26 protein-coding genes and 1 other annotated feature (1 of these 27 cut by a window edge) are annotated in these 26,207 nt (G+C 35.8%); of the genes, 22 read left to right on the top strand and 4 right to left on the bottom strand.

The features are described from left to right. Window positions 1-26, top strand: a sequence feature (ribosomal protein L21 leader region) (it extends 50 nt beyond the left edge of the window). A 15-nt stretch (window positions 27-41) separates the two neighbouring features. The 6 genes from rplU to CDIMF43_RS09675 all read left to right on the top strand — a co-directional run bounded on the left by rplU (window position 42) and on the right by CDIMF43_RS09675 (window position 3,876). Beyond that, on the top strand, window positions 42-350 hold the full coding sequence (rplU, locus tag CDIMF43_RS09700; protein WP_034558575.1) for a 50S ribosomal protein L21: 309 nt from the start codon (window positions 42-44) through the stop codon (window positions 348-350). Between the two features lie 17 nt (window positions 351-367). Continuing rightward, a complete protein-coding gene (locus tag CDIMF43_RS09695) occupies window positions 368-700 on the top strand; it encodes a ribosomal-processing cysteine protease Prp (RefSeq protein WP_034569163.1) in 333 nt (110 codons plus the stop codon). 33 nt (window positions 701-733) lie between these two features. Then, complete coding sequence (rpmA, locus tag CDIMF43_RS09690) at window positions 734-1,021, top strand: 50S ribosomal protein L27 (protein ID WP_034569165.1); 288 nt, start codon at window positions 734-736, stop codon at window positions 1,019-1,021. A 68-nt stretch (window positions 1,022-1,089) separates the two neighbouring features. Beyond that, window positions 1,090-1,422 (top strand): hypothetical protein, encoded by a 333-nt coding sequence (locus tag CDIMF43_RS09685; protein WP_109841867.1) that lies wholly within the window; start codon window positions 1,090-1,092, stop codon window positions 1,420-1,422. Between the two features lie 229 nt (window positions 1,423-1,651). Next, window positions 1,652-2,659, top strand: a complete 1,008-nt coding sequence (locus CDIMF43_RS09680) for a class I SAM-dependent methyltransferase (protein WP_074402480.1) — start codon at window positions 1,652-1,654, stop codon at window positions 2,657-2,659. A gap of 26 nt (window positions 2,660-2,685) precedes the next feature. Beyond that, entirely contained in the window at window positions 2,686-3,876 is a 1,191-nt protein-coding gene (locus CDIMF43_RS09675; protein WP_034569171.1) for an acetate/propionate family kinase, read from the top strand. Between the two features lie 86 nt (window positions 3,877-3,962). On the opposite strand, the gene CDIMF43_RS09670 is transcribed toward CDIMF43_RS09675, so the two are convergent. Next, window positions 3,963-4,436: a universal stress protein gene (locus CDIMF43_RS09670; protein WP_074402481.1), complete on the bottom strand. Its 474-nt coding sequence runs from the start codon at window positions 4,434-4,436 to the stop codon at window positions 3,963-3,965. A gap of 139 nt (window positions 4,437-4,575) precedes the next feature. On the opposite strand from CDIMF43_RS09670, the gene CDIMF43_RS09665 reads away from it, so the two are divergent. Next, window positions 4,576-4,821 carry a hypothetical protein gene (locus CDIMF43_RS09665; protein WP_109841866.1) on the top strand — a complete coding sequence of 82 codons (246 nt, stop codon included), beginning with the start codon at window positions 4,576-4,578 and terminating at the stop codon, window positions 4,819-4,821. 32 nt (window positions 4,822-4,853) lie between these two features. Here CDIMF43_RS09665 and CDIMF43_RS09660 read toward each other — a convergent pair whose 3' ends face one another. Then, a complete protein-coding gene (locus CDIMF43_RS09660; RefSeq protein ID WP_074402483.1) occupies window positions 4,854-5,132 on the bottom strand; it encodes a hypothetical protein in 279 nt (92 codons plus the stop codon). A gap of 148 nt (window positions 5,133-5,280) precedes the next feature. Here CDIMF43_RS09660 and CDIMF43_RS09655 point away from each other — a divergent pair, with 148 nt between their 5' ends. Further along, window positions 5,281-6,582 carry an Nramp family divalent metal transporter gene (locus tag CDIMF43_RS09655; RefSeq protein ID WP_074402484.1) on the top strand — a complete coding sequence of 434 codons (1,302 nt, stop codon included), beginning with the start codon at window positions 5,281-5,283 and terminating at the stop codon, window positions 6,580-6,582. Between the two features lie 383 nt (window positions 6,583-6,965). Here CDIMF43_RS09655 and CDIMF43_RS09645 read toward each other — a convergent pair whose 3' ends face one another. After that, window positions 6,966-8,243, bottom strand: coding sequence for a replication-associated recombination protein A (locus CDIMF43_RS09645; RefSeq protein WP_109841865.1), 1,278 nt, complete (start codon window positions 8,241-8,243; stop codon window positions 6,966-6,968). Window positions 8,244-8,433: 190 nt separating this feature from the next. On the opposite strand from CDIMF43_RS09645, the gene CDIMF43_RS09640 reads away from it, so the two are divergent. The 13 genes from CDIMF43_RS09640 (at window position 8,434) to recD2 (ending at window position 23,645) form a co-directional block, all read left to right on the top strand. Then, window positions 8,434-8,847, top strand: a complete 414-nt coding sequence (locus CDIMF43_RS09640; RefSeq protein WP_074402486.1) for a CidA/LrgA family protein — start codon at window positions 8,434-8,436, stop codon at window positions 8,845-8,847. Further along, complete coding sequence (locus tag CDIMF43_RS09635; protein ID WP_162532930.1) at window positions 8,813-9,529, top strand: LrgB family protein; 717 nt, start codon at window positions 8,813-8,815, stop codon at window positions 9,527-9,529. The genes CDIMF43_RS09640 and CDIMF43_RS09635 overlap by 35 nt, the downstream gene beginning before the upstream one ends. A gap of 253 nt (window positions 9,530-9,782) precedes the next feature. Next, a complete protein-coding gene (locus tag CDIMF43_RS09630) occupies window positions 9,783-11,096 on the top strand; it encodes a V-type ATP synthase subunit I domain-containing protein (protein WP_074402488.1) in 1,314 nt (437 codons plus the stop codon). Window positions 11,097-11,292: 196 nt separating this feature from the next. After that, complete coding sequence (locus CDIMF43_RS09625; protein WP_109841863.1) at window positions 11,293-11,805, top strand: pyrophosphohydrolase domain-containing protein; 513 nt, start codon at window positions 11,293-11,295, stop codon at window positions 11,803-11,805. Window positions 11,806-11,817: 12 nt separating this feature from the next. Continuing rightward, window positions 11,818-14,121, top strand: coding sequence for a bifunctional glutamate--cysteine ligase GshA/glutathione synthetase GshB (gene gshAB / locus CDIMF43_RS09620; protein ID WP_109841862.1), 2,304 nt, complete (start codon window positions 11,818-11,820; stop codon window positions 14,119-14,121). A 140-nt stretch (window positions 14,122-14,261) separates the two neighbouring features. Continuing rightward, a complete protein-coding gene (locus CDIMF43_RS09615; RefSeq protein ID WP_109841861.1) occupies window positions 14,262-15,407 on the top strand; it encodes a cysteine desulfurase family protein in 1,146 nt (381 codons plus the stop codon). Window positions 15,408-15,773: 366 nt separating this feature from the next. Continuing rightward, complete coding sequence (locus CDIMF43_RS09610) at window positions 15,774-16,118, top strand: DUF1831 domain-containing protein (protein ID WP_034569195.1); 345 nt, start codon at window positions 15,774-15,776, stop codon at window positions 16,116-16,118. Window positions 16,119-16,256: 138 nt separating this feature from the next. Beyond that, a complete protein-coding gene (locus tag CDIMF43_RS09605; RefSeq protein ID WP_074402492.1) occupies window positions 16,257-16,940 on the top strand; it encodes a response regulator transcription factor in 684 nt (227 codons plus the stop codon). Next, window positions 16,937-18,223 (top strand): sensor histidine kinase, encoded by a 1,287-nt coding sequence (locus CDIMF43_RS09600; RefSeq protein WP_109841860.1) that lies wholly within the window; start codon window positions 16,937-16,939, stop codon window positions 18,221-18,223. Before CDIMF43_RS09605 ends, CDIMF43_RS09600 begins: the two co-directional genes overlap by 4 nt. A 211-nt stretch (window positions 18,224-18,434) precedes the next feature. Further along, window positions 18,435-19,571: a tRNA 2-thiouridine(34) synthase MnmA gene (mnmA, locus tag CDIMF43_RS09595; RefSeq protein ID WP_109842369.1), complete on the top strand. Its 1,137-nt coding sequence runs from the start codon at window positions 18,435-18,437 to the stop codon at window positions 19,569-19,571. Window positions 19,572-19,692: 121 nt separating this feature from the next. Further along, entirely contained in the window at window positions 19,693-20,319 is a 627-nt protein-coding gene (locus tag CDIMF43_RS09590) for a histidine phosphatase family protein (RefSeq protein ID WP_109841859.1), read from the top strand. Window positions 20,320-20,399: 80 nt separating this feature from the next. After that, window positions 20,400-21,080: a tetratricopeptide repeat protein gene (locus CDIMF43_RS09585; RefSeq protein ID WP_109841858.1), complete on the top strand. Its 681-nt coding sequence runs from the start codon at window positions 20,400-20,402 to the stop codon at window positions 21,078-21,080. 36 nt (window positions 21,081-21,116) lie between these two features. Further along, window positions 21,117-23,645, top strand: a complete 2,529-nt coding sequence (gene recD2 / locus CDIMF43_RS09580; protein WP_109841857.1) for an SF1B family DNA helicase RecD2 — start codon at window positions 21,117-21,119, stop codon at window positions 23,643-23,645. A gap of 52 nt (window positions 23,646-23,697) precedes the next feature. Here recD2 and CDIMF43_RS09575 read toward each other — a convergent pair whose 3' ends face one another. Continuing rightward, window positions 23,698-24,648 (bottom strand): diacylglycerol/lipid kinase family protein, encoded by a 951-nt coding sequence (locus tag CDIMF43_RS09575; RefSeq protein ID WP_109841856.1) that lies wholly within the window; start codon window positions 24,646-24,648, stop codon window positions 23,698-23,700. Between the two features lie 158 nt (window positions 24,649-24,806). Between CDIMF43_RS09575 and CDIMF43_RS09570 the strand changes: the two genes are divergently transcribed. Further along, window positions 24,807-26,207, top strand: a complete 1,401-nt coding sequence (locus CDIMF43_RS09570; protein ID WP_109841855.1) for a glutamate decarboxylase — start codon at window positions 24,807-24,809, stop codon at window positions 26,205-26,207.

Here is a 26,207-nt window from a genome sequence, read left to right as displayed (position 1 = left end):
TCACGACGGCGAGTCTAAGTCTAATAAGGAGGTGCGAATAAATGTACGCAATTATCAAAACTGGTGGAAAACAAGTTAAAGTTGAGGTAGGCCAAGCAATTTACGTTGAAAAATTAAACGTTGAAGCTGGTGAAACTGTAAGCTTTGATGAAGTAATCTTGGTAGGTGGCGAAGAAACAAAAGTTGGAGCTCCAACAATCGCCGGAGCTACTGTTGAAGGTACTGTAGAAAAACATGGTAAACAAAAGAAAGTTACTACGTATAAATACAAACCTAAAAAACATACTCACCGTAAACAAGGTCACCGTCAACCGTATACAAAAGTTGTTATTAATGCAATTAACGCTTAAGAAAAGTGGTGTTCGATATGATTCAAGCATTGTTCAATCGCGATAGCGATGGGAATCTAGTTTCTTTTGAAGTAACTGGACATGCAGAGTCAGGACCCGAAGGCAGCGACATTGTCTGTGCAGCTGTTTCGGCATTGACTTTTGGAGCAACAAATAGTATTGAAGCTTTAGCTGGTTTCCAACCCTTAGTGGATATGGATGACGCAGTGAATGGTGGACATTTATATGTTGAAATTCTACAAGACATTACCGGCGAACAGTTTCATATTGCTCAGATTCTTCTTGAAAGCTTGCGTCTTTCGATTCAAGGGATTACAGAAGAGTACCCTGAGTATGTCAAAATGAATTAACAACCAATTAATTTACCAGGAGGTGCAACTCATATGTTGAAAATGAATTTACAATTCTTCGCCCACAAAAAAGGGGGCGGTTCTACTACTAACGGACGTGACTCTAACTCTAAACGTTTAGGCGCTAAACGTGCAGATGGTCAAACAGTTTCAGGTGGTTCAATTTTATACCGTCAACGCGGTACTAAAATTTATCCAGGTGTTAACGTTGGGATTGGTGGAGACGATACATTATTCGCTAAATGTGATGGTGTCGTTCGTTTCGAACGTAAAGGTCGCGACAAAAAACAAGTTTCTGTATACCCTGCAGTTGCTCAATAAGCACGAACTCAAAAAGCTCTTCTACTTGCTAGAAGAGCTTTTTTTTATCAATTTTGGGAGGGGAAAATATGAGTGATTTATTAATAGGAATTGTTGGCTTAACTGTTGTTTTTGGAATCTTCATTATCGGCGTAGTAGCATATGTAAAATTATTAATGTGGGTTTATTATGATGCGAATGCACGAAACATGAATGGAACGCTAATCGTGATACTTGTGATGCTATTCCAGCTTATTCCAGGTCTGTTAGTTTACCTTTTACTTAGAAAACCAATTCGCAATTTTGGGTATCAAAATTCAAGAAATAGCCAGTTATGGAAATCTTCGTTAAAATATTATGGTATTTTAGGTGTGTGTCTTTTAATGGCTAGTTTAATAAGCGTTTTTGCGATGATGAAATAAAAAAGTCAGTTATTGTTTTCCTTTTCTAAGAAAACAATAAACAAACATTGAAAAAAAACGATTATTTTCAAAAATTTAACGAAAGATGAGGATTGCGCTTGAAACCTTGCTCGTTATTCGTTAAAATGGTACAGGGAATACTACTTCACAAAACAGTTATGTTATTAGTGGAAATAACTAACCCAAGTGAGATGAAATAGCGATATAGTAATGAAATGAGGTTGGAAAAGTGCCCCAAATCGAGATTGAAACTTTGTTCAATAAATTGGACACATCGGTTAAATTAATACAATCAGAGCTGGATGTTTCGTACTTAGAAGCCCTTTTAGAAACGGGTGAAAATATTCTTGATGGACGTGTTGCAAGACAAGTTGATGGTTTGCCCACTCAAACAGTAATTGAAAAATTAACAAACTTGTATCAAACATTGCCCATTGATTCTATGGAGCCAGAAGAAATTCGTAAAGCCTTTCAGTTAGCTTTATTAAAAGGAGCAAAAACAGACAATCTGCAAGCAAATCATCAAATGACTCCTGATGCGATTGGATTTATCATGAGTTACTTAATCGAGAAGATGACAGGAGACACAACAAAAAAAATTCGACTTCTTGATCCCGCTGTTGGTACTGGAAACTTACTTTCCACAATCAGTAATAGTTTGAAACTTAAGAATGTAGAACTAGATGCAGAAGGCATTGATATCGATGATTTATTGCTTTCGTTGGCAGCTGTTTTAACAGGGTTACAAGGTCAAACTATCAAATTGACACATCAAGATGCGATTCAAGATCTATTAGTAGATCCAGTTGATGTTGTCGTAAGCGATTTGCCAGTTGGTTATTATCCAGTAGATGAACGTGCAAGCGCGTTTAAAACAGCGGCTAAAACAGGTCACTCATACGCTCATCATTTAATGATTGAACAAAGCTTACAGTATTTAAAAGAAGGTGGCGTAGGTGTCTTTTTAGTCCCTACACAACTGTTTGAAACAGAAGAAGCCCCTGCATTAACAAAACTGATTCAAGACGTCAGTTACTTACAAGGAATGTTGAATCTTCCTAAAGAGTTATTCAAGTCTGAAAATTCACGTAAATCAATTCTTTTGATTCAGAAAAAAGGTGGAGCTGCTAAACAGGCAAAACAAGTGTTACTAGCAGAAATTCCAGACTTTAAGAATCCCAAAGCGATGGTTCATTTTATGAACGAAGTCGATACTTGGAAAAAAGAGAATATTTAATATAACCCAAAAGGAGAGTCATTTATATGTCAAAAACAATTGCAATCAACGCCGGTAGTTCAAGTTTAAAATGGCAATTATTCGAAATGCCATCAGAAACAGTTATCGCTAAAGGAATCGTAGAAAGAATTGGGTTGCCAGAATCAATTTTCACAATCAAATATGGCGAAGGTCAAAAATTCGAAGAAGTATTAGACATTAATGATCATGAATTTGCAGTAGAGATGTTACTAAAACAATTATTAGAATTGAACATTATCGCAAGTTTTAACGAAATTACTGGCGTAGGACATCGTGTCGTTGCTGGTGGAGAAATCTTTAAAGATTCAGCTTTAATCACAGATGAAGTATTAGGACAAATTGAAGACTTATCAGAATTAGCTCCGTTACACAACCCAGCAAATGCTACAGGAATCCGTGCATTTAAAAAATTATTACCAGAAATTACAAGTGTTGCAGTATTTGATACTTCTTTCCATACAACAATGCCTAAGAAGAGCTATTTATACAGCATTCCAATGAAATATTATGAAGATTTTGCAGCCCGTAAATATGGTGCTCACGGAACGTCACATAAATTTGTTTCAGAACGTGCAGCAGAAATGTTAGGTCGTCCTCTTGAAGAGTTAAAATTAATCTCTTGTCACCTAGGAAACGGCGCTTCAATTACTGCTATTGACGGTGGGAAATCAGTTGATACATCAATGGGCTTCACACCACTTGCAGGTGTAACAATGGGAACTCGTTCTGGCGATATTGATCCTTCATTAATTGCCTACTTAATGGGTAAATTAAACATTACAGATATCAACGAATTCATCAACATTTTAAATAAAGAATCTGGTTTACTAGGCTTATCTGAAATTTCAAGCGATATGCGTGATCTTGAAGTAGCTCAATTAACAGATGACAATGCAAACATTGCATTACGTATCTTTGCAGATCGCATTAAAAAATACATTGGTTCATACATTGCGACAATGAATGGTGTTGACGCAATCATCTTTACAGCAGGAATCGGCGAAAACGATATCCATATGCGTAAAGAAATCATTGACGGTATTACTGTTTTTGGTTGTGAAATGGATGCAGAATTAAACAATGTTCGTAGTGATGAACGTGTTATTTCAACTGCTGACTCAAAAGTTAAAGTACTTTTAATTCCAACAGATGAAGAAGTAATGATCGCTCGCGATGTAGAACGTTTATCAAAATAAAAAGATAACGAAAACCCTCTCTTCAATTTTTGAAGGGAGGGTTTTTGTTTAAAATGGATAAAAAAAAGAAGCATGACGCTTCTTTTTTATTTTGATTTTTTATCAGGTAATTTGTTTTCTAAATCTGTACGTACGACTAAAACATCACAAGTAGCTTGACGAATAACGTATTCTGAAACAGAACCGATAAAAATTCGTTCCACTGCATTAAGACCAGTAGCACCCACCATAATCAAATCAATGTCTTGTTCTTCTGGAATTTGTTTAGCAATAATTGCTTTTGGTGAACCATACTCAATTGTATAACGAACATCTTCAACATCATGATTTTTTGCGTAACGTTGATATTCTTCCATCGTATTTTTCGCTTGTTCTGTAGCTTGTTCAGCCATTGCACCATCAAAACTCGAAACACTTTGGAAAGCTCTTGTATCAATAACGTGAACTAAAACCAATGCAGCTTCATTACGATTTGCTACATAAACAGCTTTTTTGAAAGCCAACTCAGCTTCTTCAGATCCATCAACGGCGACTAAAATGCGTTTGTATTGTTGTAACATGTTCATCCACTCCTCTTCAATTCGTGATATAATAAGAATTAACTATGTTCTTCTACCTTTATTTTACAACAAAAACCTAAAACTTGGAACTTAAAACCTTTGTAAAGTTGATTTTAATGAAAAGAAAGGAAGTTCAGTTATGCAAAAAGGAGATATTTCAATTAACGAAGCTTTTACAGAGTCAAAATTTAGACTCTTTAAAACCTATTGTGAAGAACAACAACTTTTCTATTTAAAAGATATTGACCGTGAAGTAATCGAAAAATTTGCAGAAGTTAAGGGGATTGGTGGCGTAAAAATGGCTGCTATTATTGAACGTTTGGCAGGACCCGTGGGAAATTTACAATTAGAATTGTTAGATAGTAGCGCATTAAAAAAGAAGTAAACCATCCAGTTAGGAAGACGGTTTACTTCTTTTTAGTTAATTCTTCGATTTAAACCAATGACAAAAAATACCATTATAAAACTGGTTGCCCCAAGGAAGGTAAGCCAAAGCCATTGTATGTGATTGAAGACTAGGAAACAAGCAAAAATTCCAAAGAATAGCAGTAAATAGCCGTAAAATTTAAAGAATTTTTGATTCATTTGGTGTTGGTTTTCATGTTCATTGATAATTAAAACACTGGCTTTTCCACTTAATAAGAAAAATGCCATGGCAAATAAAATCAATGCAAAAACACTCATTAAAATAATCATGGATAGTAGTCCTTTCCAACATTCTGTTTTCCTCTTTAGCATAGCATAAAATCGCTAAGATTTGAATAATTCATAGTTTTTCTTGATTTACGTAAAGGTAGATAGTAAAATTAGGTTAACCTAAAAGTGTGTGAATGGAGGAGATGGGTTGAGTTTAAATCAAAACAAACAAAAAGAGGAGAAATTTGGAAAGCGAGTTGCGATTCCTAAGAATGCTTCTTCCTTTAGAAAATTGCTTGCATTTATGGGACCAGGGGCACTGATTGCTGTTGGGTATGTTGATCCGGGAAATTGGGCAACCTCAATTGCTGGAGGCTCTTCTTTTGGTTATCTATTGTTATCGGTTATTCTATTATCAAACTTAATGGCCGTGTTGCTTCAGTCTTTAAGTGCGAAATTAGGAATTGCAACAGAAAAAGATTTAGCTGAATTATGTCGTGACGAGTATGGTCAAAAAAGGGCGATTTTGTTATGGGTTTTAGCTCAGTTAGCAATTATTGCTACGGATTTAGCCGAAGTAATTGGGGCAGCAATTGCATTGAAATTACTTTTTGGAATTCCATTATTATACGGTGTGTTGATTACTTCTTTAGATATTTTATTGCTCTTATTTTTACAACACAAGGGATTTCAATGGATTGAGCGAATTGTCATTACATTAATGACGACTATTTTTATTTGTTTTGCAATTGAACTTTTTTTAAGTAAACCGGAATTTAGAGAAGTAATGGTAGGGTTTTTACCTCATACAGAAGTTGTAACCAATCCTAAAGTACTTTATTTAGCTTTAGGAATATTAGGTGCAACCGTTATGCCTCACAATCTTTATCTGCATTCTTCAATTGTTCAAAGTAGAGCTTACGAGCGAACTCCCGCTGGAAAAAAAGAAGCGACAAAGTTTGCTTTTCTTGATTCAACAATTAATTTAACCTTTGCGTTACTAATCAATTCAGCTATTTTAATTCTTGCTGCAGCCACATTTTATAAAACAGGGCAATACAATGTGGTGGGCATTGAAGACACCTACCAGCTTTTGAATGGAACACTTGGATCAAGTATTGCCAGTACCTTATTTGCAGTAGCTTTATTAGCAAGTGGACAAAATTCAACGTTAACAGGTACGATGGCAGGTCAAATTATCATGGAAGGATTTTTACATTTGAAAATACCTGCCTGGTTAAGTCGTCTTGGAACGCGTTTATTTGCCATCGTACCAGCTGTGATTGTAACCATTATTGCTGGACAAAAGGGTACTGATGAACTGTTGCTGTTAAGTCAAGTTGTCTTGTCTATGCAATTGCCATTTGCTATTTTTCCTTTAATTCAATTTACAAGCAATGAACGCCTGATGGGAGAATTAAAAAATGGCAAGGTCGTGAATGGTTTGGCGTGGTTTATCGGTCTGTTAATTACCGGATTAAATCTATATTTATTAACTACATTCTTTTAACAATGAGCAAGTGATGCGAAGAGGGCATTGCTTGTTTTTTTTTATCAAAAAAAGCCATCTTCTATTGCTAGAAGATGACCCCAAAATGATAAATTTTAAAAAAGAAATCCGGTGATGCCGTTTTCACGTTCAGGTAGTGTTGATCCCGCATACATGCAGGTGGGCTCCGCTGTCAAATATCTAACTACCAAAGGTAAAGGCCTGTTATCCATTTGAATCAGTTTGGATCCCGAGGTCGTACTATTTGTTCGGTCAGCACATTTATTGAACAATTCGTACATCTCAGAATTCTTATCTTTATAGTAGCACAGGATTTTTTTATTTTCAAGCATCAACGCTTAAAAAGCGGAGCGTTTTTAATGGAAATATTTTTCAACGCGTTCTTACCTTTTTTTTTTCATCTCGTTAATGTTGTCGTACTGTCTAGCCAAACTATCTTCGTATTTGCCTGTGTGATTAGGTTCAAAGTACACTGCATTTTTTAATTTATCAGGTAAATATTGTTGATTCACCCAAGCGCCAGGGAAAGAATGAGGGTATTGATAGTTGATCCCGCGTCCTAACTTTTCTGCACCGCTGTAGTGTGAGTCTTTTAGATGATCTGGAACATCGCCACTTTTACCAGCTCGAATATCACTCAAGGCGGCATCAATCGCTACGTAAGTCGAATTTGATTTAGGAGAAAGACACAGGTCAACAATCGCATTTGCTAAAGGAATTCTGGCTTCCGGAAAGCCAAGTTTCTCAGCAGCTTGTACAGCCGTTACCGCTCTAGCTGCCGCTGCTGGGTTTGCTAAACCAATGTCTTCGTAAGCAATCACCATCAGTCTGCGAGCAATAATAGGTAAATCGCCTGCTTCAACTAAACGCCCCATGTAGTGAAGGGCGGCATTCACGTCACTCCCTCGAACGGATTTTTGTAAAGCGGAAATGACGTCATAATGGGCGTCGCCATCTTTATCGTGTGTAAGAGCTTTTCGTTGCAAACATTCTTCGGCAATGTCAAGGGTAATCACAATTACACCGTCTTCATTCGGCTTCGTGGAGCGAACGGCTAACTCGAGTCCATTTAAGGAACTTCGAACATCGCCATTTGTCCCTCTGGCAAAATGAAGCATCGCTTCAGGGGTTACCTCGACTGTTAACTGACCTAAGCCTTTATCAGTGTCTGTCAGAGCGCGTTCTAATGCAGATTCAATCTCTTCAATTTGCAAAGGTTTTAATTCAAAAATTTGCGTTCTACTTCGAATCGCGGGATTGATAGTAATATAAGGGTTTTCGGTTGTTGCACCAATCATAATGACACGCCCATTTTCCAGATGGGGTAGTAAAAAATCTTGTTTTGGTTTATCTAAACGATGAACTTCATCCAATAATAAAATAACAGTTCCGCTCATTTTCGCTTCTTCAACAACAATCTGTAAATCTTTTTTTGAATCAGTAGCGGCATTTAATGTACGGAAGGCATATTGAGTAGAGCCTGCAATTGCGCTAGCAATACTTGTTTTTCCAATGCCAGGAGGGCCATATAAAATCATTGAAGAAAGCATTTTTGCTTCCACCATTCGTCTAATAATCTTCCCTTCTCCAACTAAATGTTGTTGACCCACAATTTGTTCAATAGTTGTTGGGCGCATTCTAAAAGCTAAAGGTTGATTCATAATAACCTCCTTCTTAACCTAATCTTACATTAATTATACCACTTTCTATCAAGAGCTTCCACAAAATAAGAACATACGTTTAGTTTGAGATGGAAAGATAAAAATATTCAAAGGAAAGCGGTTAAATCAATGTTTTTCCTTACGTTTATGAAAAACTATGATATAGTAATTGATGTATGGAGGGATAGAAATGGATATTTACAAACAGTTATTGTACATTTTAAGTTTTTCGTTTTTAGGAGAAGTGTTGTCAAAAGTTTTTACTCTACCAATTCCAGGAAGTGTTATCGGAATGTTGCTTTTATTTTTAGCGTTGCAATTTAAAGTATTAAAAGTAAAAGATGTAGAGACAGTAGGAGGATTTTTACTTGGGAATTTAAGTATTTTATTTTTACCAGCAGGAGTTGGTATTATGGTTTACTTTCCAGTAATCAAAGATACCTGGTGGTTGTTGCTGATTATTTCGTTGCTAACAACAGCCTTTACAATTGGTTTTGTGGGATTAATTGTACAAGGAGTAAAACGAAAATTTGAAGACAACAGTGTTGACTTACCTAAAGATAGAAAGGATGACGCAAAAAGTGTATCAAGAACTTACAAGTAATCCGATGTTCGGCCTTATTTTGTCAATTGCGATGTATTTAGGCGCATTGGCCATTTTTAAAAGGTTCCCGTTTCCGTTATTAAATCCACTTGTTTTATCCACTATTTTTATTATTTTATTTTTAAAAATTACAAAAATTCCTTATGAAAATTACTACAAGGGTGGGGATATTTTAAATATTTTAATTACTCCTGCTACTGTGGCGTTAGGGATACCTTTGTATAATACTTTTCATTTATTAAAAAAACATGTTCGTTCAATTATGACCGGAATTCTACTTGGAACGGTTACAAGTACCTTTTTCACTGGAATTTTAGCAATCTTATTTAACTTAAAAAAAGACATTATGGTATCTATTATGCCAAAATCTGTTACAACAGCGATTGCCTTAGGCATTTCTGAGAAAATGCATGGAATCGCAACAGTTACCTTAGTAATTGTTATCATTACTGGAATTATTGGTTCAATTATCGGACCTTCAATTTTAAAAGTATTGAAAGTAACCGACCCTGTCGCGCAAGGCGTTGCTCTAGGAAGTGCAGCTCATGCAATCGGCACCTCAAGAGCCTTAGAATTAGGACCTGTTGAAGGTGCGATGTCTGGTTTGGCCATTGGAGTGACAGGGGTAGTGACGGTCTTTGTGGCGCCGTTAATGACCCAATTCGTTTTAGCTATTTTTTAGGAGTAAGGAAACAAGATTTGAAGCTGTTTTTTGGCTAAAAGTCTTGTTTTTTATTTGCTGACTAAAACTCGACTTTCTTTCAAATTTAATTTTTTTGAGATTATCTAAAGAATTGATTAAAATAAGGTGCAATTTTGCGGGATTTTTGAGATAATAAGGAGTGACTTTAATCAAAAATAACTCGCATCTTGTCAAATAAACGATTAAGAGAAGCGTATAATAAAAACTGTGTGATGCAGAAAGGAGCTCGTCCATGACCGATTCATCGAAAAGACCGAATATAAAGTTGTCCTTTAACCCGGTTCCACTTGAAGAAACGAAAGAAATTACCGATCAAATGGTGGACCATGTAAAAGAGACCTTAAATGAATTGATTACCGACTCCGTGTCTAAAGTGAATTCAGAAAATTTGAAACGCTTTGAAGAAAAGGAAGCAGCTCTTGAAAGAGAATACCAAGAAGAGCTAAATGAACTCGTAATGGAATATGAAGAAAAAAAACGTAGGCTAGAAAAACAAATAGCAATTAAGGAACAAGAAATTTTAAGAGATGCTAAATTACAGGCCGAATCAATTTTACAAAAAGCCTTTGATGAATCCAATGAAATGTACGGTTTTGTTCAAGATGAAATAACAGAACTAAAAGATCAATTAATTGTGTATCAAAAAGAAATGGAACAAGAAAAAATTCGGCAAGACAGTGAATTAGCAAACCGATTAGACGAATTAAATAAAATCTACGAAGCTAAACACCGTCAATTAGAAGCAGAACTTGTGGAAAGAGAACAAGCGCTATTGCAAGATGCTAAATTAGAAGCAGAAAAAACAAAAAATAAAGCAAAAAAAGAGTCAACGGAATTATTGGATGAAACAAAAGTTGAAGTGCAAGATTTAAAAGAATTAGCAACTTCTGAAATTATATCTGATAAAGCAGCTCATCAAGCCAAAGTCTCAGATGATTTTTTACGTCTGAATAAAGAGAAAGAGTGGTTCTCATTGTACCAAGAGCAAGTAGAAGAACGATATGCTGACAAGGAACAAAAACTCTATCAAAAAACCCAAGCAGAACTGGATCAATTAGAATTAAAAGTTCATGAATTACAAAATCAAACGGACTTTTATCAAGACATTGACGAACAGCGTAAAGAAAAATCTTTTTCCACGGGTTTATACATTTGTTTGATAGCAGCAATCAATGTCATTTTATTGAGCGTCTTTCGTCAAGCTACAGTTATTTTACCTATTTTAACAGCCATTTTAGGATGTTACTTAATTTACACGACATTAACAGATGGCCGTTTTGAAAAGAAAACGAAAAAAGTTGCTAAGAAAAATGAATGGTTGATTGAAAAAAACGATCAATTAAAAAAACAAATTCAACAATTAGAAAGTCAATTAGCTGACGTAACGGATGAAAATAGCTCATTAGCTAAAAATATTCAAACACATGCTGAATTAATTAAAACCGTTCAATTATTAGAAACGCAACTGGAAGAAGAACAGACAGATCGCAAATTAATAGAATCTGAAAATATGACTCTACGTCAACGATTGATGGAAAATAAATAACCGATACTTTAAATCCCTTAAACTCAATTTAAGGGATTTTTTCTATCTTACATGTCAACCAAGATAAGTGACAACTTTTCAACAATTTAATTAAATCCTGTAATTATTAGATAGATATAAGTTCAATACTTTTGAAATTAGAAACGAGTAAGTTATAATAAGTAAGTGATAAATTTATTAAAAGGAGTCTAGGGATATGACGGAACAATCTTCCTATGAAAAAGTAAAAGAATTTCATGACGTATTTCATCCTGCTAAAAATATGGAGCCAACGGCTTTTACGCCAGAAGAAGCACTACATAGAGCCTCATTTACGACAGAAGAAATGATTGAGTTTTTATATGCGAGTGTAGGCGGAAACGAAGCAGACTTCGATCAATTAATAAATCAGTGGAAAGGTGAGATTGAAAAAACACTCACAAAAATAAAAACGGAGCAAAAACCAGTTGAAGATATCTTAATTGGACAAGTAGATGCCTTAACGGATGCAACTTATTTTAACTATGGATCATTTGTATTAATGGGTGTGAACCCAACACCTATTTTTAATATTGTTCATAAAGCCAATATGGGGAAATTATTTCCAGATGGTCGGGCACATTATCGACCTGACAACGGAAAAGTAATGAAACCTGATAATTGGGAACAAGATTTTGCACCAGAACCAAAAATTAAAGCTGAAATTATCAATCAAAAAAATAATAAGTAGAGGTTTAAACGAATGACTCAACTATCAGAACTATTAAAAAAAGCAGCACTTGGACCGGCTTTCAATGAAGGAAAGTTTGGGATTGAAAAAGAAGGACTACGAGTGACAGAATCAGGCAAATTAGCCTTGACTCCCCATCCAACGATTTTTGGAAATCGTAGCTACAACCCTTATATTCAAACCGATTTTAGTGAGTCACAATTAGAATTGGTAACCGCACCAACTGAATCGACTCAGACAATGAATCGTTGGTTAATGGCGATTCATGATGTCGTTGAACGCTCATTACCACTAAACGAATATATTTGGCCAATGAGTATGCCCATCGGATTGCCAGCAGAACGTGATATTCAAGTAGCTCAATTTGACGATCTTACAGCGGTGGCTTATCGTGAACACTTAGCTGAAAAATACGGCAAGAAAAAACAAATGGTTTGTGGCATTCATTATAACTATGAAATCAATGAAAAATTGTTGACAGCCTTATTTCAACAACAAACCGCCTTTACTTCTTTAATTGAATTTAAGTCGCATGTCTACATGAAATTAGCAAAAAACTTTCTTCGTTACCGGTGGTTATTGACGTATTTATTAGGGGCCTCCCCAGTTGCAACCGATGATTTTTATACTGATAAAGAACAGCCTTTGAATACCTATGTTCGAAGTATTCGTAGCAGCCATTATGGTTATGTGAATTCAGAAGATGTCAAAGTGTCTTTTGAATCATTAGAAACGTATATTTCCGATATTCAGCAGCTTGTAGCAACAGGTGTGCTAAGTGAAGAAAAAGAATTCTATTCTCCAGTTCGAATTCGCGGGACAAAAGAAGTTAAGGAATTGGCTTCAAAAGGGATTCAATATTTAGAATTTCGGATATTTGATTTAAATCCGTATGCAGCCTTTGGAATGACAGAAAAGGATATGGAATTTGTTCATCTCTTTTTAATGACGTTACTTTGGTTAGATGAGACGGCGACGGTTTCAGATATTGAAAAAGGTAAAAAATACAATGAAGCAACAGCCTTAGCTCATCCTTATGAAATTTCAGCCTACCAAGCAGAAGGTCTAGCGTTAGTTGAGAAGATGCAAGAAATGATTGCGACACTTTCACTATCAACTGCACAAGCAGCATTAGTTGAAGAAGCTAAAAGACAATTGCTTGAACCTAAAGAAACCATCGCTGGACGTTTAGTAACGGATATTGAAAAACAAGGCTCTTACCAAAAGGTAGGTCTAGCGTTGGCAAAACAATATAAAGCAGAAGCCTTAGAAAAAAGCTATAACTTGAGAGGTTTTGAAGGAATGGAATTATCTACTCAACTATTGATGTTTGATAGTATTCAAAAAGGAATTGAAGTAGAAATTCTAGATGAAAGCGAGCAGTTTTTAAAACTGACTCATGAAGATCATATAGAGTATGTTAAAAATGCCAATATGACTTCTAAAGACCAATACATTGCTCCTTTAATTATGGAGAATAAAGTAGTCACAAAGAAAGTTCTTGAATCAGCAGGTTTCCATGTACCCGTGGGAGCGGAATACGAAACTCCTGAAGAAGCAAAATTCGATTATTGGAATCATCAAGACAAGGGAATTGTAATTAAGCCAAAATCAACCAATTATGGACTAGGAATTTCAATTTTTAAAGATGGAGCATCAAAAGAAGATTACGAATTAGCAGTAGACATTGCCTTCAAAGAAGACCGTGCCATTTTAGTGGAAGAATTTATTGACGGAACTGAATATCGCTTCTTTGTTTTAGGAAACGAAACCCGCGCAATTATGTTGAGAATGCCTGCTAACGTGGTTGGCGACGGAGAACGAACAATTCAAGAGTTAGTGGCAATTAAAAATCAAGACCCATTAAGAGGAACGCACCACCGCTCACCATTAGAGCTGATTCAACTTGGTGAAATTGAGCAGTTGATGTTGAAAGAACAAGGATTTACAATAGATTCGATACCAGCAACGGGTACAATTGTTTATCTAAGAGAAAATTCCAACATCAGTACCGGTGGGGATTCCTTTGATTTAACAGATGAAATGGATGAAAGTTATAAAAAAGCAGCTGTTGAAATGACAAAAGCGCTTGGAGCAACAATAAGTGGTGTGGATTTAATCATTCCAGATCGAAGTCAGCCAAGCACACCGGAAAATCCAGGATATGCTGTGATTGAAGCGAACTTTAACCCCGCAATGCACATGCATACCTATCCTTATCAAGGAAAAGGACGCAGATTGACAAGAGACGTATTAGATTTACTTTTCCCAGAGCTAGAGATTAGAAAGAAAAAGGACACAGAGGCTTATCTATAAAAGAATTAAAAGGAACAAATAGTGTTCACTATTTGTTTCTTTTTGTAGAAAATAACCAGTCTTAATTGTTGATTGAAGAAATCCATGATAGAATTTAAAAGAAAATAGAAGCTTTAGCCAAAGTAGATTGGAGTAACCCGATGGAAAAAATATATTTAGATCACGCTGCAACAAGTCCAGTCCATCCAGAAGTCTTGGAAGTAACGTTTCATGCAATGAAAGAACATTACGGAAATGCTTCTAGTATTCATGGATTCGGTCGAGAAGCAAGAAAATTATTAGATGAAGCAAGAAGTGTTTTTGCTAAAAGTATTGGAGCTAAGCCTATTGAAATCGTCATGACAAGTGGCGGAACTGAAAGTGACAATACTGCAATTATCGAGACGGCTTTATCAAGAGCCCATTTTGGGAAACATTTAATTACAACCGCTGTGGAACATCATGCTGTTTTAGAGCCGATGGAGTATTTAGAATCAATCGGGTTTGAAGTGACTTATTTGCCAGTTGATGAAACAGGCTTGGTTCACGTAGAGGATTTAATTGCTGCTGTTCGTCCAGATACAAGTTTAGTATCGGTTATGTATGGCAATAATGAAGTAGGCACCATTATGAACATTCAAGAAATCGGAGCATTTCTAGCAGAAACAGAAACTTATTTTCATACCGATGCAGTTCAAGCATATGGCTTAGAAGATATTGATGTAAAGCAAGATGCAATTGATTTACTATCGGTCTCTGCCCATAAAATAAATGGACCAAAAGGAATTGGCTTTCTCTATATTAATGAAGAAATTCATTTGCCAAGCTTTATGCGAGGTGGCGAGCAAGAAACAAAACGGCGTGCAGGCACAGAGAATATTCCTGCAATCGTTGGTTTTCAAAGAGCCGTTGAAATTGCAGAACAAGAACGGAGTAAGCGTCGTGAAACCTATGATGGTTTTAGAAATCAATTAATTGAAGGATTAAAGCAAGCTGAAATTGATTTTGAAATCAATGGCAACGAGACGCATTATTTAAAACATATTCTAAATATATGGATGAAGGGCGTTTCATCTGAACAATTATTAATGAATTTAGACTTATTAGGAATTGGTATTTCAGCAGGATCAGCTTGTACCGCTGGAAATATGGAGCCTAGTCATGTACTAAGTGCTATGTTTGGCAAAAAGAGTCCACGAGTAAAAGAATCTGTTCGTGTCAGTTTTGGTTTAGGTACAACAACTGAAATGATTGACGAAGCAGTAAAACAATTAAGTGTTGTAGTAAAACGATTAAAACATTCATAAAGATAGTAAGAGCAATCTTAGTATCTTTTTTTAACGAGCGGCACACAAAGCAAGCACCATCATACCGATAAAAAATAACGCTCCTATGAGTCCTTGGTATTGAAATAAATTTTCCCATTTCATATTGTTGTCCTCCTTTATAGCGAATTAGTTTAGCTAATTTCATCATAAAGGATAACAAATAAAATAAATACGAACGAAACTGTAAGGTTGCGAACAACCTTGTCATTTTATAAATAGCCAACTTAATTTTTAATAAGACTGGAAGAACGACTGGAATATATGGTATAGTATTTAGGAGAAGAGGCGTTAAAGAAGGCTTTAAAGCGCTTAAAGAGTTAGAATAATTCGATGAGGTGAAATAAAATGGCATTTGAAACAGTTGCAAGTTTAGCAGGCTCACCAGATAGCTATCAAATGAGTCCAACCGTAAAAAAATACACAGTTCGAGACAATGGATTTGAAGAAACAAGTTCAGGGAATTTTCAATTTATTCGTCCATTAGATGCATCACCAGAAAACAAACAAGGAATCAAGTTGAAAATTGTAATCTCTAGAGATTTAACACAATTAAAAATTTCAACAACTACAAGCAATGGACTTAGAGCAGTCAATCTTTTTAAAGGCGATGCGTTTAAAATGAGTATTGACAAGTATAACTTTATTATGGCTGGTTTAGTTGAGCGAGGCGTATTAGAAAAAGCGGAATAAATAACAAGAAAAAGAGAGTCGTTAACAAACGATTCTCTTTTTTTGTCTAAAAATCATAAAAAAGTCATCAATTGCTACGGTTTAATTCACGGCTTCAAGCTATGATAATGAAGAATAAAGTTGAAATGGGGTTAAGCTGTGTTGAGGTTACTGGTAATAGAAGATGACCAACGATTATCTGATAATGTCGTTGAAGTAACAAAAGAATTTTTACAAGGTACGCAAGCATTCGATGGTGCAGAGGGTCTTTATCAAGGAGAACAAAACATTTATGACGTTATCGTCCTAGACTTAATGTTGCCAGAAATGAATGGGTATCAAGTGTTGCAACAATTACGAAAACAGCATATCGAAACACCGGTTCTAATGCTAACTGCAAAAGATGGAATGGATGATAAGATCAAGGGCTTTCAAGTAGGAGCAGATGACTATCTAGTGAAACCTTTTCACAGGGAAGAACTATTAATGCGCCTAAAAGCTCTCTTAAAAAGAACTCATAGTGGTTTTCAAGAAAATCAAATTTCTCATCAAAATTTAGTTTTAAATCTTCAACAAAAAACAGCTAAAGTGGGAGAAGAAAATGTTCCGCTTAATGGAAAAGAATATGATCTACTGGAGTACTTTATCCAGAATCCAGAAATGATTATTACAAAAGAACAAATTTTTGACCGAATTTGGGGATTTGATTCAGAAACATCCATTACGGTTGTTGAAGTCTATATGAGTAATTTACGTAAAAAATTAAAAAAATATCACAATCAAATTAAGATAAAAACCTTACGCAACGTTGGTTATATGTTGACGAAAGGAGAGCTAAATTGAAAAATACCATTCAGCAAAAACAACAAATTCGTTTTTTTATTTACAATGTCGTGACCTTTGCCATTATTTTTTTAATTTTTGGTTTAATCATTTACCAACAAGTTCAAAATTCGCTCTATTCATCTGTTAATAGTGAGTTATTAAAACAAAAGGAACGATTAGATAAGGTGCCTCCTGTCAGTAAAGAGGTTATAGAAAATCAGCCTGATTTACCAAAAAATATGGAACAAAAACGACAAGGATCAGGACCAGGTATTCTACCAATAGAGTGGAATAAAAAGGGAGAAATCTTAAATCAAGATGCCATTGGAGAATTAAATTATGCGTTATTCAACCAATTAACCCTAGACACAACAAAACTAGGAACAGTAAAAAGTGTGACAGTGGGAGATTCTTCTTATCGCTACATTGTTTTTAAAGCAAAAAATAGTATCAACCAAGATGCCGCATACATTCAATTTATTATAAGTGTCAAAGCAGAAGAGCAGTTGGCTGCTAGTTTTGGTGAAATATTAATTGTTTGTTCTATTGTTTTCTGGATTTTATCAATTCTAGCCAGTTATGTGTTAGCTAGAAAATCAATGCGCCCTATCTTACTTTCATGGCAAAAACAAACTGAATTTGTAGAAAATGCTTCTCATGAATTGCGAACGCCATTAACAATTATCCAAAATAAATTAGAAGGCTTACTTACAAAACCAAATGAGCGGATTGTAGACGAAATCGAACCAATTGCGCTCTCTCTTTCTGAAATTCGCCATTTAAGCAAACTCACGAGTGATCTGTTATGGCTGTCACGAGCAGATTCCAATCAAACACTATTAACAAAAGAACCTGTCCTCTTAAATGATTTTTTAGCAGAATGCTTAGCTCCATACCAAGAAATCGCTGCTAGTCAAGGAAAGTACTTTTGGACAAAACTAGCTTCGCCAATGATTGCCGAAGTAGACAAAACAAGAATCCAACAAGTTTTAGTGATTTTATTAGATAATGCGTTAAAATACACAAAAGAAAAGGAAACAATCGGCTTAGGTAGCTTCGTTGAAGGGAACTACTGGGAACTCATGATTAGCGATACAGGGTCAGGAATTGCGAAGGAAAATCAAGAACGGGTTTTTGAGCGTTTTTTTAGAGAAGAAAAATCCCGAAATCGAGGAACTGGTGGGACAGGATTAGGACTTCCTATTGCTAAATGGATAGTAGAGTTGCATCAAGGGAAAATTGAGCTAGTAGAGAACACACCGAAGGGTTGCTTGTTTAAAGTACGAATTCCCTTAACGTAAAATTGACTACTTGTAGGTTTGTAAAAGGTAAGAACCTGTTCTTTTTTTAGAAGTAAGAACAAGGTGTATTGGGATATCTAAGTAATTTTCTAAAAGCAATCTTGAACTCAATCCCATCCCCTTGATTTATCCCTTAAAATGGTTATAATTAGTAAGACTGGGAAAAATACGACCTTCAAATCGTAAAGATTTTCAGAATCTATTTGAAATGATGGTGAAAAGCATGACAGACAACAGCAAAACACGTGTCGTAGTTGGCATGAGTGGCGGAGTTGACTCATCTGTTACAGCATTGCTTTTAAAAGAGCAAGGTTATGACGTGGTGGGGATTTTTATGAAGAACTGGGATGACACAAATGAAGCTGGCGTATGTACAGCAACAGAGGATTACAACGATGTGATCCAAGTGGCAAATCAAATTGGAATTCCTTATTATTCAGTGAATTTCGAAAAACAATATTGGGACAGAGTTTTCCAATACTTCTTAGACGAATACAAGCTAGGAAGAACGCCAAATCCAGACGTAATGTGTAACAAGGAAATTAAATTTAAAGCCTTCCTTGATTATGCGATGAGTTTAGGCGCTGATTATGTAGCAACTGGGCACTATGCACAAGTAACAAGAGACGAGGATGGCGTAACGCATATGTTACGTGGAATCGATACAAATAAAGATCAAACCTATTTCTTAAATCAATTGTCACAAGAACAATTAGCTAAAACAATGTTTCCTTTAGGCGGCATGGAAAAATCAGAAGTTCGCAAAATTGCTGAAGAAGCTGGCTTAGCAACTGCTAAAAAGAAAGATTCGACAGGTGTTTGTTTTATTGGCGAACGTGATTTTAAACAATTTTTAATGAATTATTTACCAGCAAAACCAGGAAACATGGTGACAATTGATGGTGAAGTCAAAGGACAACACGATGGCTTAATGTATTATACTATTGGACAACGCCAAGGGTTAGGCATTGGTGGTGGCGGTGAATCAAGTGAACCGTGGTTTGTTGTTGGAAAAGATTTAAAAACCAATACGCTTTATGTGGGACAAGGTTTCCATCATGAACATTTATATGCTACTCACTTAGATGCAACAGATATTCATTTTACAACCTATAAAGAAATGCCAAAAACCTTTAAATGTACGGCTAAATTTCGTTATCGCCAAACAGATACAGGTGTGACGGTTCATTTAAACGAAGATGGTACAACTGCTCGTGTTGAATTTGATGAGCCTGTTAGAGCGATTACGCCAGGGCAAGCTGTTGTTTTCTATGACGGTATGGAATGCTTAGGCGGCGGAACTATTGACGTTGCTTACAATGACGCTAAAATCTTACAATATGTCTAATTAAATAAAAAAACAGTAACTGATTTCCAGTTGCTGTTTTTTTATTATCAGTCTTTCCTTGATATTTCGACAAACTTCAAGGATAATATGGGAAACATTAAAATGAAACTAGGTGAAAAAAATGACAAAACTTTATTTTGTCCGTCATGGTAAAACGGAATGGAATCTTTCACGAAAATTACAAGGTGGACAGGCTGATTCTCCGTTGTTAGAAGATAGTTTAATTGAAGCTCAATTACTTGGAGAGCAATTAAAAGAGGTTGCATTTGGACAAGTATTTGTCAGCACCCAGCTACGAGCTGTAAAAACCTGTGAAATGCTGTTATCAGAATTTGTTGAAGCACCTGGCGTTACGTATGTAGATGGTTTAAAAGAGTTTGGTTTGGGAACATTAGAAGGGCAAACGATTGAAGAGGCAATTGATGCATTTCCTGAACAAATGCATCATCTTCGCAATAACGCTCATGAATATAATCCAATTGAATTTCAAGGTGAAACCTATCAAGCTTTAATTGACAGAAGTCTAGCAGTTGTTCATGAAGCCATGGAAAACTATCCCGAACAAAATCTACTATTTATTAGTCACGGCGTTACCTTAGTTGCAGTGATTCAAACGTTATTAGGCAAACCCTTATCTGATATTCGAGAAGCAGGAGGGTTAGACAACACTAGTTTGTCTGTGCTAGAAGCAACACCATTAGAAATGAAGCTGATTTTATGGAATGATAAGAGTCATTTAACTTCATAAAAAAGCTCTCAGAAAAGCTAGCATCCATGCTGTGTTTATTGTAAAATTAATAGAGTTACTAACTTAAACGAGGTGTTAAGATGGATCGCAATCAAAAAGCTTTTCAACTATGGGAGCAAGGACAACCGACAGAAGCAATTGAATTGTTATTTAAAGAAATTGATACTCACCCAGAAAATATGGATAGCTACTATAATTTAGCAACCATGCTGATGCTTGCTCAAAAATATGAAGATGCAAAAGCTGTTTTAACCTTAGCAAATGAAAAAAAGGCCAATCAAAGCAAAATTCTTTATGGATTTGGCAATTTATATTATCAAACAGCAGATTATTCACAAGGCATCTATTATTTTTCACAAGTATTTACCCAATCCGAAACCTTCAAAAAAGATGCTGCCATCATGTTAGGTCAAAGCTATTTAGCACTAGAACAACCTAAAAAAGCACTGGTTTACCTATTGACGGCTTTTCAACTCGATGAAACCGATAGTGAACTTGCGTTACTTTTAGGCAATGTTTTTTTACAAACCGAAGCTTTTCAAGAAGCCTATACTTACTATGACCACACATCGAAATTAAACCAAGAAAACAGTGAAGCATGGTTTAAAAAAGGGTTGATGGGAATGGTACTAGCAAAAGATAAAGAAAAAATAGAAGCGGACTTTCAAAGATCCCAAGAACTCAATCCAATATACTATCAACAAAACTTAAATCAATTACAAGAAATAGAAGCTTTTTTACAAGCGAATCGTCAAGAGTAGCGATGTAAACTAATTCAGAAAGGATGGCTATAGAAAATGGGAATGCAAGAAAATTTAAATCTATTTGCAGGAGATGACCCTTTTGTTGTTGGGCAAGTTGCGGCTATTTTCTATCAAAATCCAACCAATTTTTACAAAGTAGTCTTGGTTCGAGTCGTAGAGACAAATTCAACATTTAAAGAAAAAGAAATTGTGGTAACAGGGAGCTTTGGTCAGATTCAAGAAGAGGAAGTCTATCGCTTTTATGGGAAATTGACAGACCATCCAAAATTCGGACTTCAATTTAACGCAGAACGTTACCAACAAGAGCGTCCCACCTCAGCTGCAGGAGTCGTTTCCTATCTTTCTAGCGACAAATTCCCAGGTATTGGGAAAAAGACAGCTGAAAGTATTGTCGATGCGCTAGGAGAATATGCAATTGATGAAATTTTACAAAATCCAGCAATTTTAAAAGGAATTCCTGGTTTAAACGAAAAAAAGATTGCGCTGATTTCTGAAACCTTACAAGCTGGAGACGGTATGGAGCAAATTATCATCGGATTAAATGGGTTTGGTTTTGGGAGCCAGTTAGCATTTAGTATCTACCAAACTTACCAAGAAGAAACCTTATCGATTATTCAAGAAAATCCGTATCAACTTGTTGAAGATATTGAAAATATTGGGTTTAAAAAAGCAGATAGTATTGCAGAACAGCTTGGTTTTGCAGCCGATTCTCCAGCGCGTTTGCGAGCAGCCATTTTATACACCTTAAACGAGATTTGCCTAAGTCAAGGAGATACGTATACTTTAGCAGAACCTTTACTAGCAGAAACCATTCGCATTTTAGAAGACAGTCGTCCCTTTATGATCGAACCAGATTTTGTTGCAAATGAATTGATCGGCTTATTAGAAGAACAGCGTTTGATTGAAAATGATGAAAAATTGTATATCAATACGCTGTATCATGCAGAATGGGGCGTTGCTAATTCAGTAAAGCGTTTATTAGAGCGTCAAAAGAAGATTCATTATAAAGGGCACGATATTCCAAAAGAAATTCGTCGCTTAGAAAAACGCTTGAACATCTCTTATGGAGATTCTCAAGTCAAAGCAATTGAAGAAGCGCTGACCTCGCCTTTGTTTCTTTTAACAGGTGGACCAGGGACAGGAAAGACCACAGTTTTAAACGGTATTGTCGAATTGTTTGCAGAATTAAATGGACTTTCATTGGATATTAACGATTATCACAATGCTATTTTTCCCATTTTACTAGCAGCACCAACAGGACGAGCAGCTAAACGAATGAACGAATCTACAGGGCTGCCAAGTAGTACGATTCATCGCTTGCTAGGCTTAAATGGGCGAGAGAAAAACACAGACGCTTTATCTGAACGGGAACTAGAAGGTGGCTTACTAATTGTTGATGAAATGTCAATGGTGGACACATGGCTTGCCAATAGCCTGCTAAAGGCAGTTCCAAGCAACATGCAGGTAATATTAGTGGGCGATAAAGATCAATTGCCTTCAGTTGGACCGGGACAAGTGTTACATGACTTATTAAAATCACAGATGATTCCCAGTATGGAATTAAATGAAATTTACCGTCAAGAAGACGGCTCTTCGATTATTCAATTAGCTCATGAAATCAAAGATGGAAAATTACCTGCTGACTTTACTAGCAACAAAAAAGACCGCTCCTTTTTCAGGTGTGAATCCCCACAAATTGAGCACGTCATTAAGCAGGTCGTTGAAAAAGCGAAAGCAAAAGGCTTTACGTCACAAGACATTCAAGTATTGGCTCCCATGTATCGAGGACCAGCGGGAATTGACGCACTAAATAAAATGATGCAAGAAATTTTTAATCCAAATGATACAGGCAAACGAAAAGAAGTAAAATTCAATGACAAAGTCTATCGAATTGGCGATAAAATTTTACATTTGGTAAATAATCCTGAATCGAATGTTTTTAATGGCGATATGGGTGAGGTTGTAGGCATTCAATTAGCTAAGGAAACGGAAGATAAAGTCGATGAAATAATTATTCAGTTCGATACAAATGAAGTGACTTACAAGCGGAATGAATGGAATAAAATAACGTTAGCCTATTGTTGTTCCATTCATAAATCACAAGGTAGCGAATTTAAAATGGTGATTTTACCCATGGTACGTAATTACCATCGAATGCTACGTCGCGATTTACTTTATACAGCGATTACGAGAAGTCGCGATTTGCTGATTTTATGTGGCGAACCACAGGCATTTGAGACTTGTGTGGAAAAATCATCAGATGATCGCTTAACAACTTTAAAAGAGCGTATTGTTGAAACGGATGAGGTAGAAGTTCATTTTGAACCATTCACACCAAAAAAAGTTGATTCTTTAGAAGTCGAAGAAAAACAACATGCTGAACCGATTAAAGAAGAACAGCAACCGAAAACAGAAGAATTAAGTTTATTTGAAGCTGAGGAAACAACGACAGATCCATCAAATGAACCTATTTCTTATCATCTAACTTTAAAATTAGTCACATCCAACCAAATAAATCCTATGATTGGCATGGAAAACTGCTCCCCTTATGATTTTAATTAAAAAAGCCTTAATTGCCCTATTTTATGAAAAAGGGCAATTAAGGCTTTTAAATTTAGTTCGCAAACCAAAAATAACGAGTAGCAGGATTGAAATCAAGGTCAAAAAGCTGGTTTCCCAATTCTTCTCCATCGGCTTGTCCATCGACAGCATGGAGCGTTTCTAAATGGATTTTTTTTCCACTAAAATGGTGCACAGATTTAAACCGAGTATGACGTCCACCAAGTAACATCATGACGAACAAACTAATTATTTTTAGAAGAGGCAATTTAGAAACTACAATGACGTCAATTAATCCATCAGTTGGAACAGCCATAGGCGCAATATTGACCCCACCGCCAAAATAAGAATGATTCGTAGTTGTAACTAGAAAAGCATCTTTAAACGCTGTAGTTTTGCCGTCAACAGTCAATTGGATGGGAAAGCTCCGCTGTTTAAAATAAGCTTTTACGAGAGAAGCTACATAGGCCAGAGAACCTAAATTGTATTTATTTAATGTGGCTTTTGTACTAGAGTTGTTTGTTAATTTGACAACTAATGCATCAAAACCAACGCCGACATTATTAACAAAATAACCATCGGGTTGCTCTTTTTCTTGAAATTCAATAATGTCAAAGGCTGAGGCTGATTTAGCCTTTAAAATTTGGTTTAATGCAACTAATGGTTTTCTTGAAATGCCAACTCCACGAGCGAAATCATTGCCAGAGCCAGCGGGTATGTAACCTAAAGGCGTTTTTTTGTATTCTTCTCCAAGACCACGAACAGCTTCATGAAGGGTGCCATCTCCTCCAATAATTAAAATTAAAGCATCCTTTTGTTGAGTAGTATGAATATCCTTAGCCAGCTGATTCACAAGCGAAATGGTGTGTCCTGCGTATTCACTAACAAAGAGCTGATAGTTTTTCTTTTTTTCAAGCAGAGTCTTTTCAACAATCTGCCAAACTTTAGCACCGTTGCCACTTCCAGATTGAAGATTAATAACAACGTAATAGGTTGATTTTTCCAAAATAGACTGAACTCCCTTTTTACAGTAATGATTTATTATATCGTAAAAATTCAGATAGTAAAAGAGCTAGGCTTCAATTAAAGGGATATTGTTATCATATACGGTACTTATTTGCTATGATTTAAGTAGTTAACAGAGAAACTAGGGGAGGTAAAAGAATGTTATATAGCCGTAATGATAAGGAAAATAGTAAAGAATTACTAGCACCCATTTTTGGAACGCGGGAAGAAGATCGGGAAATCCCCAAATATGTCTTAGGAAAATCCCCGATTGAGCCAAGAATTGCATACCGTCTTGTGAAAGATGAATTATTAGACGAAGGCAATGCTAGGCAGAATTTAGCCACTTTTTGTCAAACATATATGGAAGACGAAGCGACTAAATTAATGTCTGAAACATTAGAAAAAAATGCAATTGATAAATCCGAGTACCCAAGAACAGCAGAATTAGAAAACCGGTGTGTCAACATGATAGCAGACCTCTGGAACGCCCCAAAAGATCAAAAGTATATTGGTACCTCAACGGTCGGTTCGTCTGAAGCGTGTATGTTAGGTGGAATGGCGATGAAGTTTAGCTGGCGCAAACGTGCTGAAAAATTAGGATTAGATCTAAACAAGCAAAAGCCCAACTTGATTATTTCATCTGGTTATCAAGTTTGTTGGGAAAAATTTTGTGTCTATTGGGACATTGAAATGAGGGTAGTTCCAATGGATTTAGAGCATATGAGTATTGATGTAGAGCAGGTAATGGACAAAATTGATACCTATACGATAGGAGTAGTTGGAATATTAGGAATCACTTATACTGGCAAGTTTGATGATATTAAATCCTTAGACGATAAACTAGAAGTGTATAACCAAAAAACTGAATTTAAAGTTTTTATTCATGTTGATGCTGCATCTGGAGGACTATTCACTCCTTTTATTGATCCAATGCTAGAATGGGATTTTCGATTAAAAAATGTGATTTCCATCAACACATCTGGTCATAAGTATGGGTTAGTGTATCCAGGAATTGGTTGGATTGTTTGGAAAGATGAGGCATATTTACCAAAAGAATTAATTTTTGAAGTGAGTTATTTAGGCGGCTCGATGCCAACGATGGCAATTAATTTTTCAAGAAGCGCTAGTCCAATTATTGGTCAATACTATAATTTTTTACGTTTTGGTTTTGAAGGATACCGAGAAATTCATCAAAGAACAAAGGATGTTGCCCTTTATTTAGCCAATGAAGTCGAGAAAACGGGTCTTTTTGAGATTTACAATGATGGAAGTAATTTGCCAATCGTTTGCTATACGTTAAAAAAAGATCAAGTAAAATGGACACTCTATGACTTAGCAGATCGCTTGCAAATGAAAGGTTGGCAAGTTCCAGCGTACCCATTGCCTGAAAAGTTAAGTCCTATTGTGATTCAACGATATGTTTGTCGAGGTGATTTTGGATTGAATAGTGCAGAAGCCTTTATGGAAGACTTTAAGATGTCATTACAAGAATTAGCTGAAGCAAGCATTCTATTTCATGATTCATCTGATAAAAGTGTTCATGGTTTTACACATTAA

This window comes from Carnobacterium divergens, assembly GCF_900258435.1.
Taxonomy (GTDB): Bacteria; Bacillota; Bacilli; order Lactobacillales; family Carnobacteriaceae; genus Carnobacterium; species Carnobacterium divergens_A.
This window is presented reverse-complemented; position numbering and strand designations above follow the sequence as displayed.

What these genes read in the sequence shown, in the direction of transcription:
- rplU (WP_034558575.1), top strand. Translation starts at nt 42, where the DNA reads ATGTACGCAATTATCAAAACTGGTGGAAAACAAGTTAAAGTTGAGGTA.
- CDIMF43_RS09695 (WP_034569163.1), top strand. Translation starts at nt 368, where the DNA reads ATGATTCAAGCATTGTTCAATCGCGATAGCGATGGGAATCTAGTTTCT.
- rpmA (WP_034569165.1), top strand. Translation starts at nt 734, where the DNA reads ATGTTGAAAATGAATTTACAATTCTTCGCCCACAAAAAAGGGGGCGGT.
- CDIMF43_RS09685 (WP_109841867.1), top strand. Translation starts at nt 1,090, where the DNA reads ATGAGTGATTTATTAATAGGAATTGTTGGCTTAACTGTTGTTTTTGGA.
- CDIMF43_RS09675 (WP_034569171.1), top strand. Translation starts at nt 2,686, where the DNA reads ATGTCAAAAACAATTGCAATCAACGCCGGTAGTTCAAGTTTAAAATGG.
- CDIMF43_RS09670 (WP_074402481.1), bottom strand. Translation starts at nt 4,436, where the DNA reads ATGTTACAACAATACAAACGCATTTTAGTCGCCGTTGATGGATCTGAA.
- CDIMF43_RS09665 (WP_109841866.1), top strand. Translation starts at nt 4,576, where the DNA reads ATGCAAAAAGGAGATATTTCAATTAACGAAGCTTTTACAGAGTCAAAA.
- CDIMF43_RS09660 (WP_074402483.1), bottom strand. Translation starts at nt 5,132, where the DNA reads ATGATTATTTTAATGAGTGTTTTTGCATTGATTTTATTTGCCATGGCA.
- CDIMF43_RS09645 (WP_109841865.1), bottom strand. Translation starts at nt 8,243, where the DNA reads ATGAATCAACCTTTAGCTTTTAGAATGCGCCCAACAACTATTGAACAA.
- CDIMF43_RS09640 (WP_074402486.1), top strand. Translation starts at nt 8,434, where the DNA reads ATGGATATTTACAAACAGTTATTGTACATTTTAAGTTTTTCGTTTTTA.
- CDIMF43_RS09635 (WP_162532930.1), top strand. Translation starts at nt 8,813, where the DNA reads ATGACGCAAAAAGTGTATCAAGAACTTACAAGTAATCCGATGTTCGGC.
- CDIMF43_RS09630 (WP_074402488.1), top strand. Translation starts at nt 9,783, where the DNA reads ATGACCGATTCATCGAAAAGACCGAATATAAAGTTGTCCTTTAACCCG.
- CDIMF43_RS09625 (WP_109841863.1), top strand. Translation starts at nt 11,293, where the DNA reads ATGACGGAACAATCTTCCTATGAAAAAGTAAAAGAATTTCATGACGTA.
- gshAB (WP_109841862.1), top strand. Translation starts at nt 11,818, where the DNA reads ATGACTCAACTATCAGAACTATTAAAAAAAGCAGCACTTGGACCGGCT.
- CDIMF43_RS09615 (WP_109841861.1), top strand. Translation starts at nt 14,262, where the DNA reads ATGGAAAAAATATATTTAGATCACGCTGCAACAAGTCCAGTCCATCCA.
- CDIMF43_RS09610 (WP_034569195.1), top strand. Translation starts at nt 15,774, where the DNA reads ATGGCATTTGAAACAGTTGCAAGTTTAGCAGGCTCACCAGATAGCTAT.
- mnmA (WP_109842369.1), top strand. Translation starts at nt 18,435, where the DNA reads ATGGTGAAAAGCATGACAGACAACAGCAAAACACGTGTCGTAGTTGGC.
- CDIMF43_RS09590 (WP_109841859.1), top strand. Translation starts at nt 19,693, where the DNA reads ATGACAAAACTTTATTTTGTCCGTCATGGTAAAACGGAATGGAATCTT.
- CDIMF43_RS09585 (WP_109841858.1), top strand. Translation starts at nt 20,400, where the DNA reads ATGGATCGCAATCAAAAAGCTTTTCAACTATGGGAGCAAGGACAACCG.
- recD2 (WP_109841857.1), top strand. Translation starts at nt 21,117, where the DNA reads ATGGGAATGCAAGAAAATTTAAATCTATTTGCAGGAGATGACCCTTTT.
- CDIMF43_RS09570 (WP_109841855.1), top strand. Translation starts at nt 24,807, where the DNA reads ATGTTATATAGCCGTAATGATAAGGAAAATAGTAAAGAATTACTAGCA.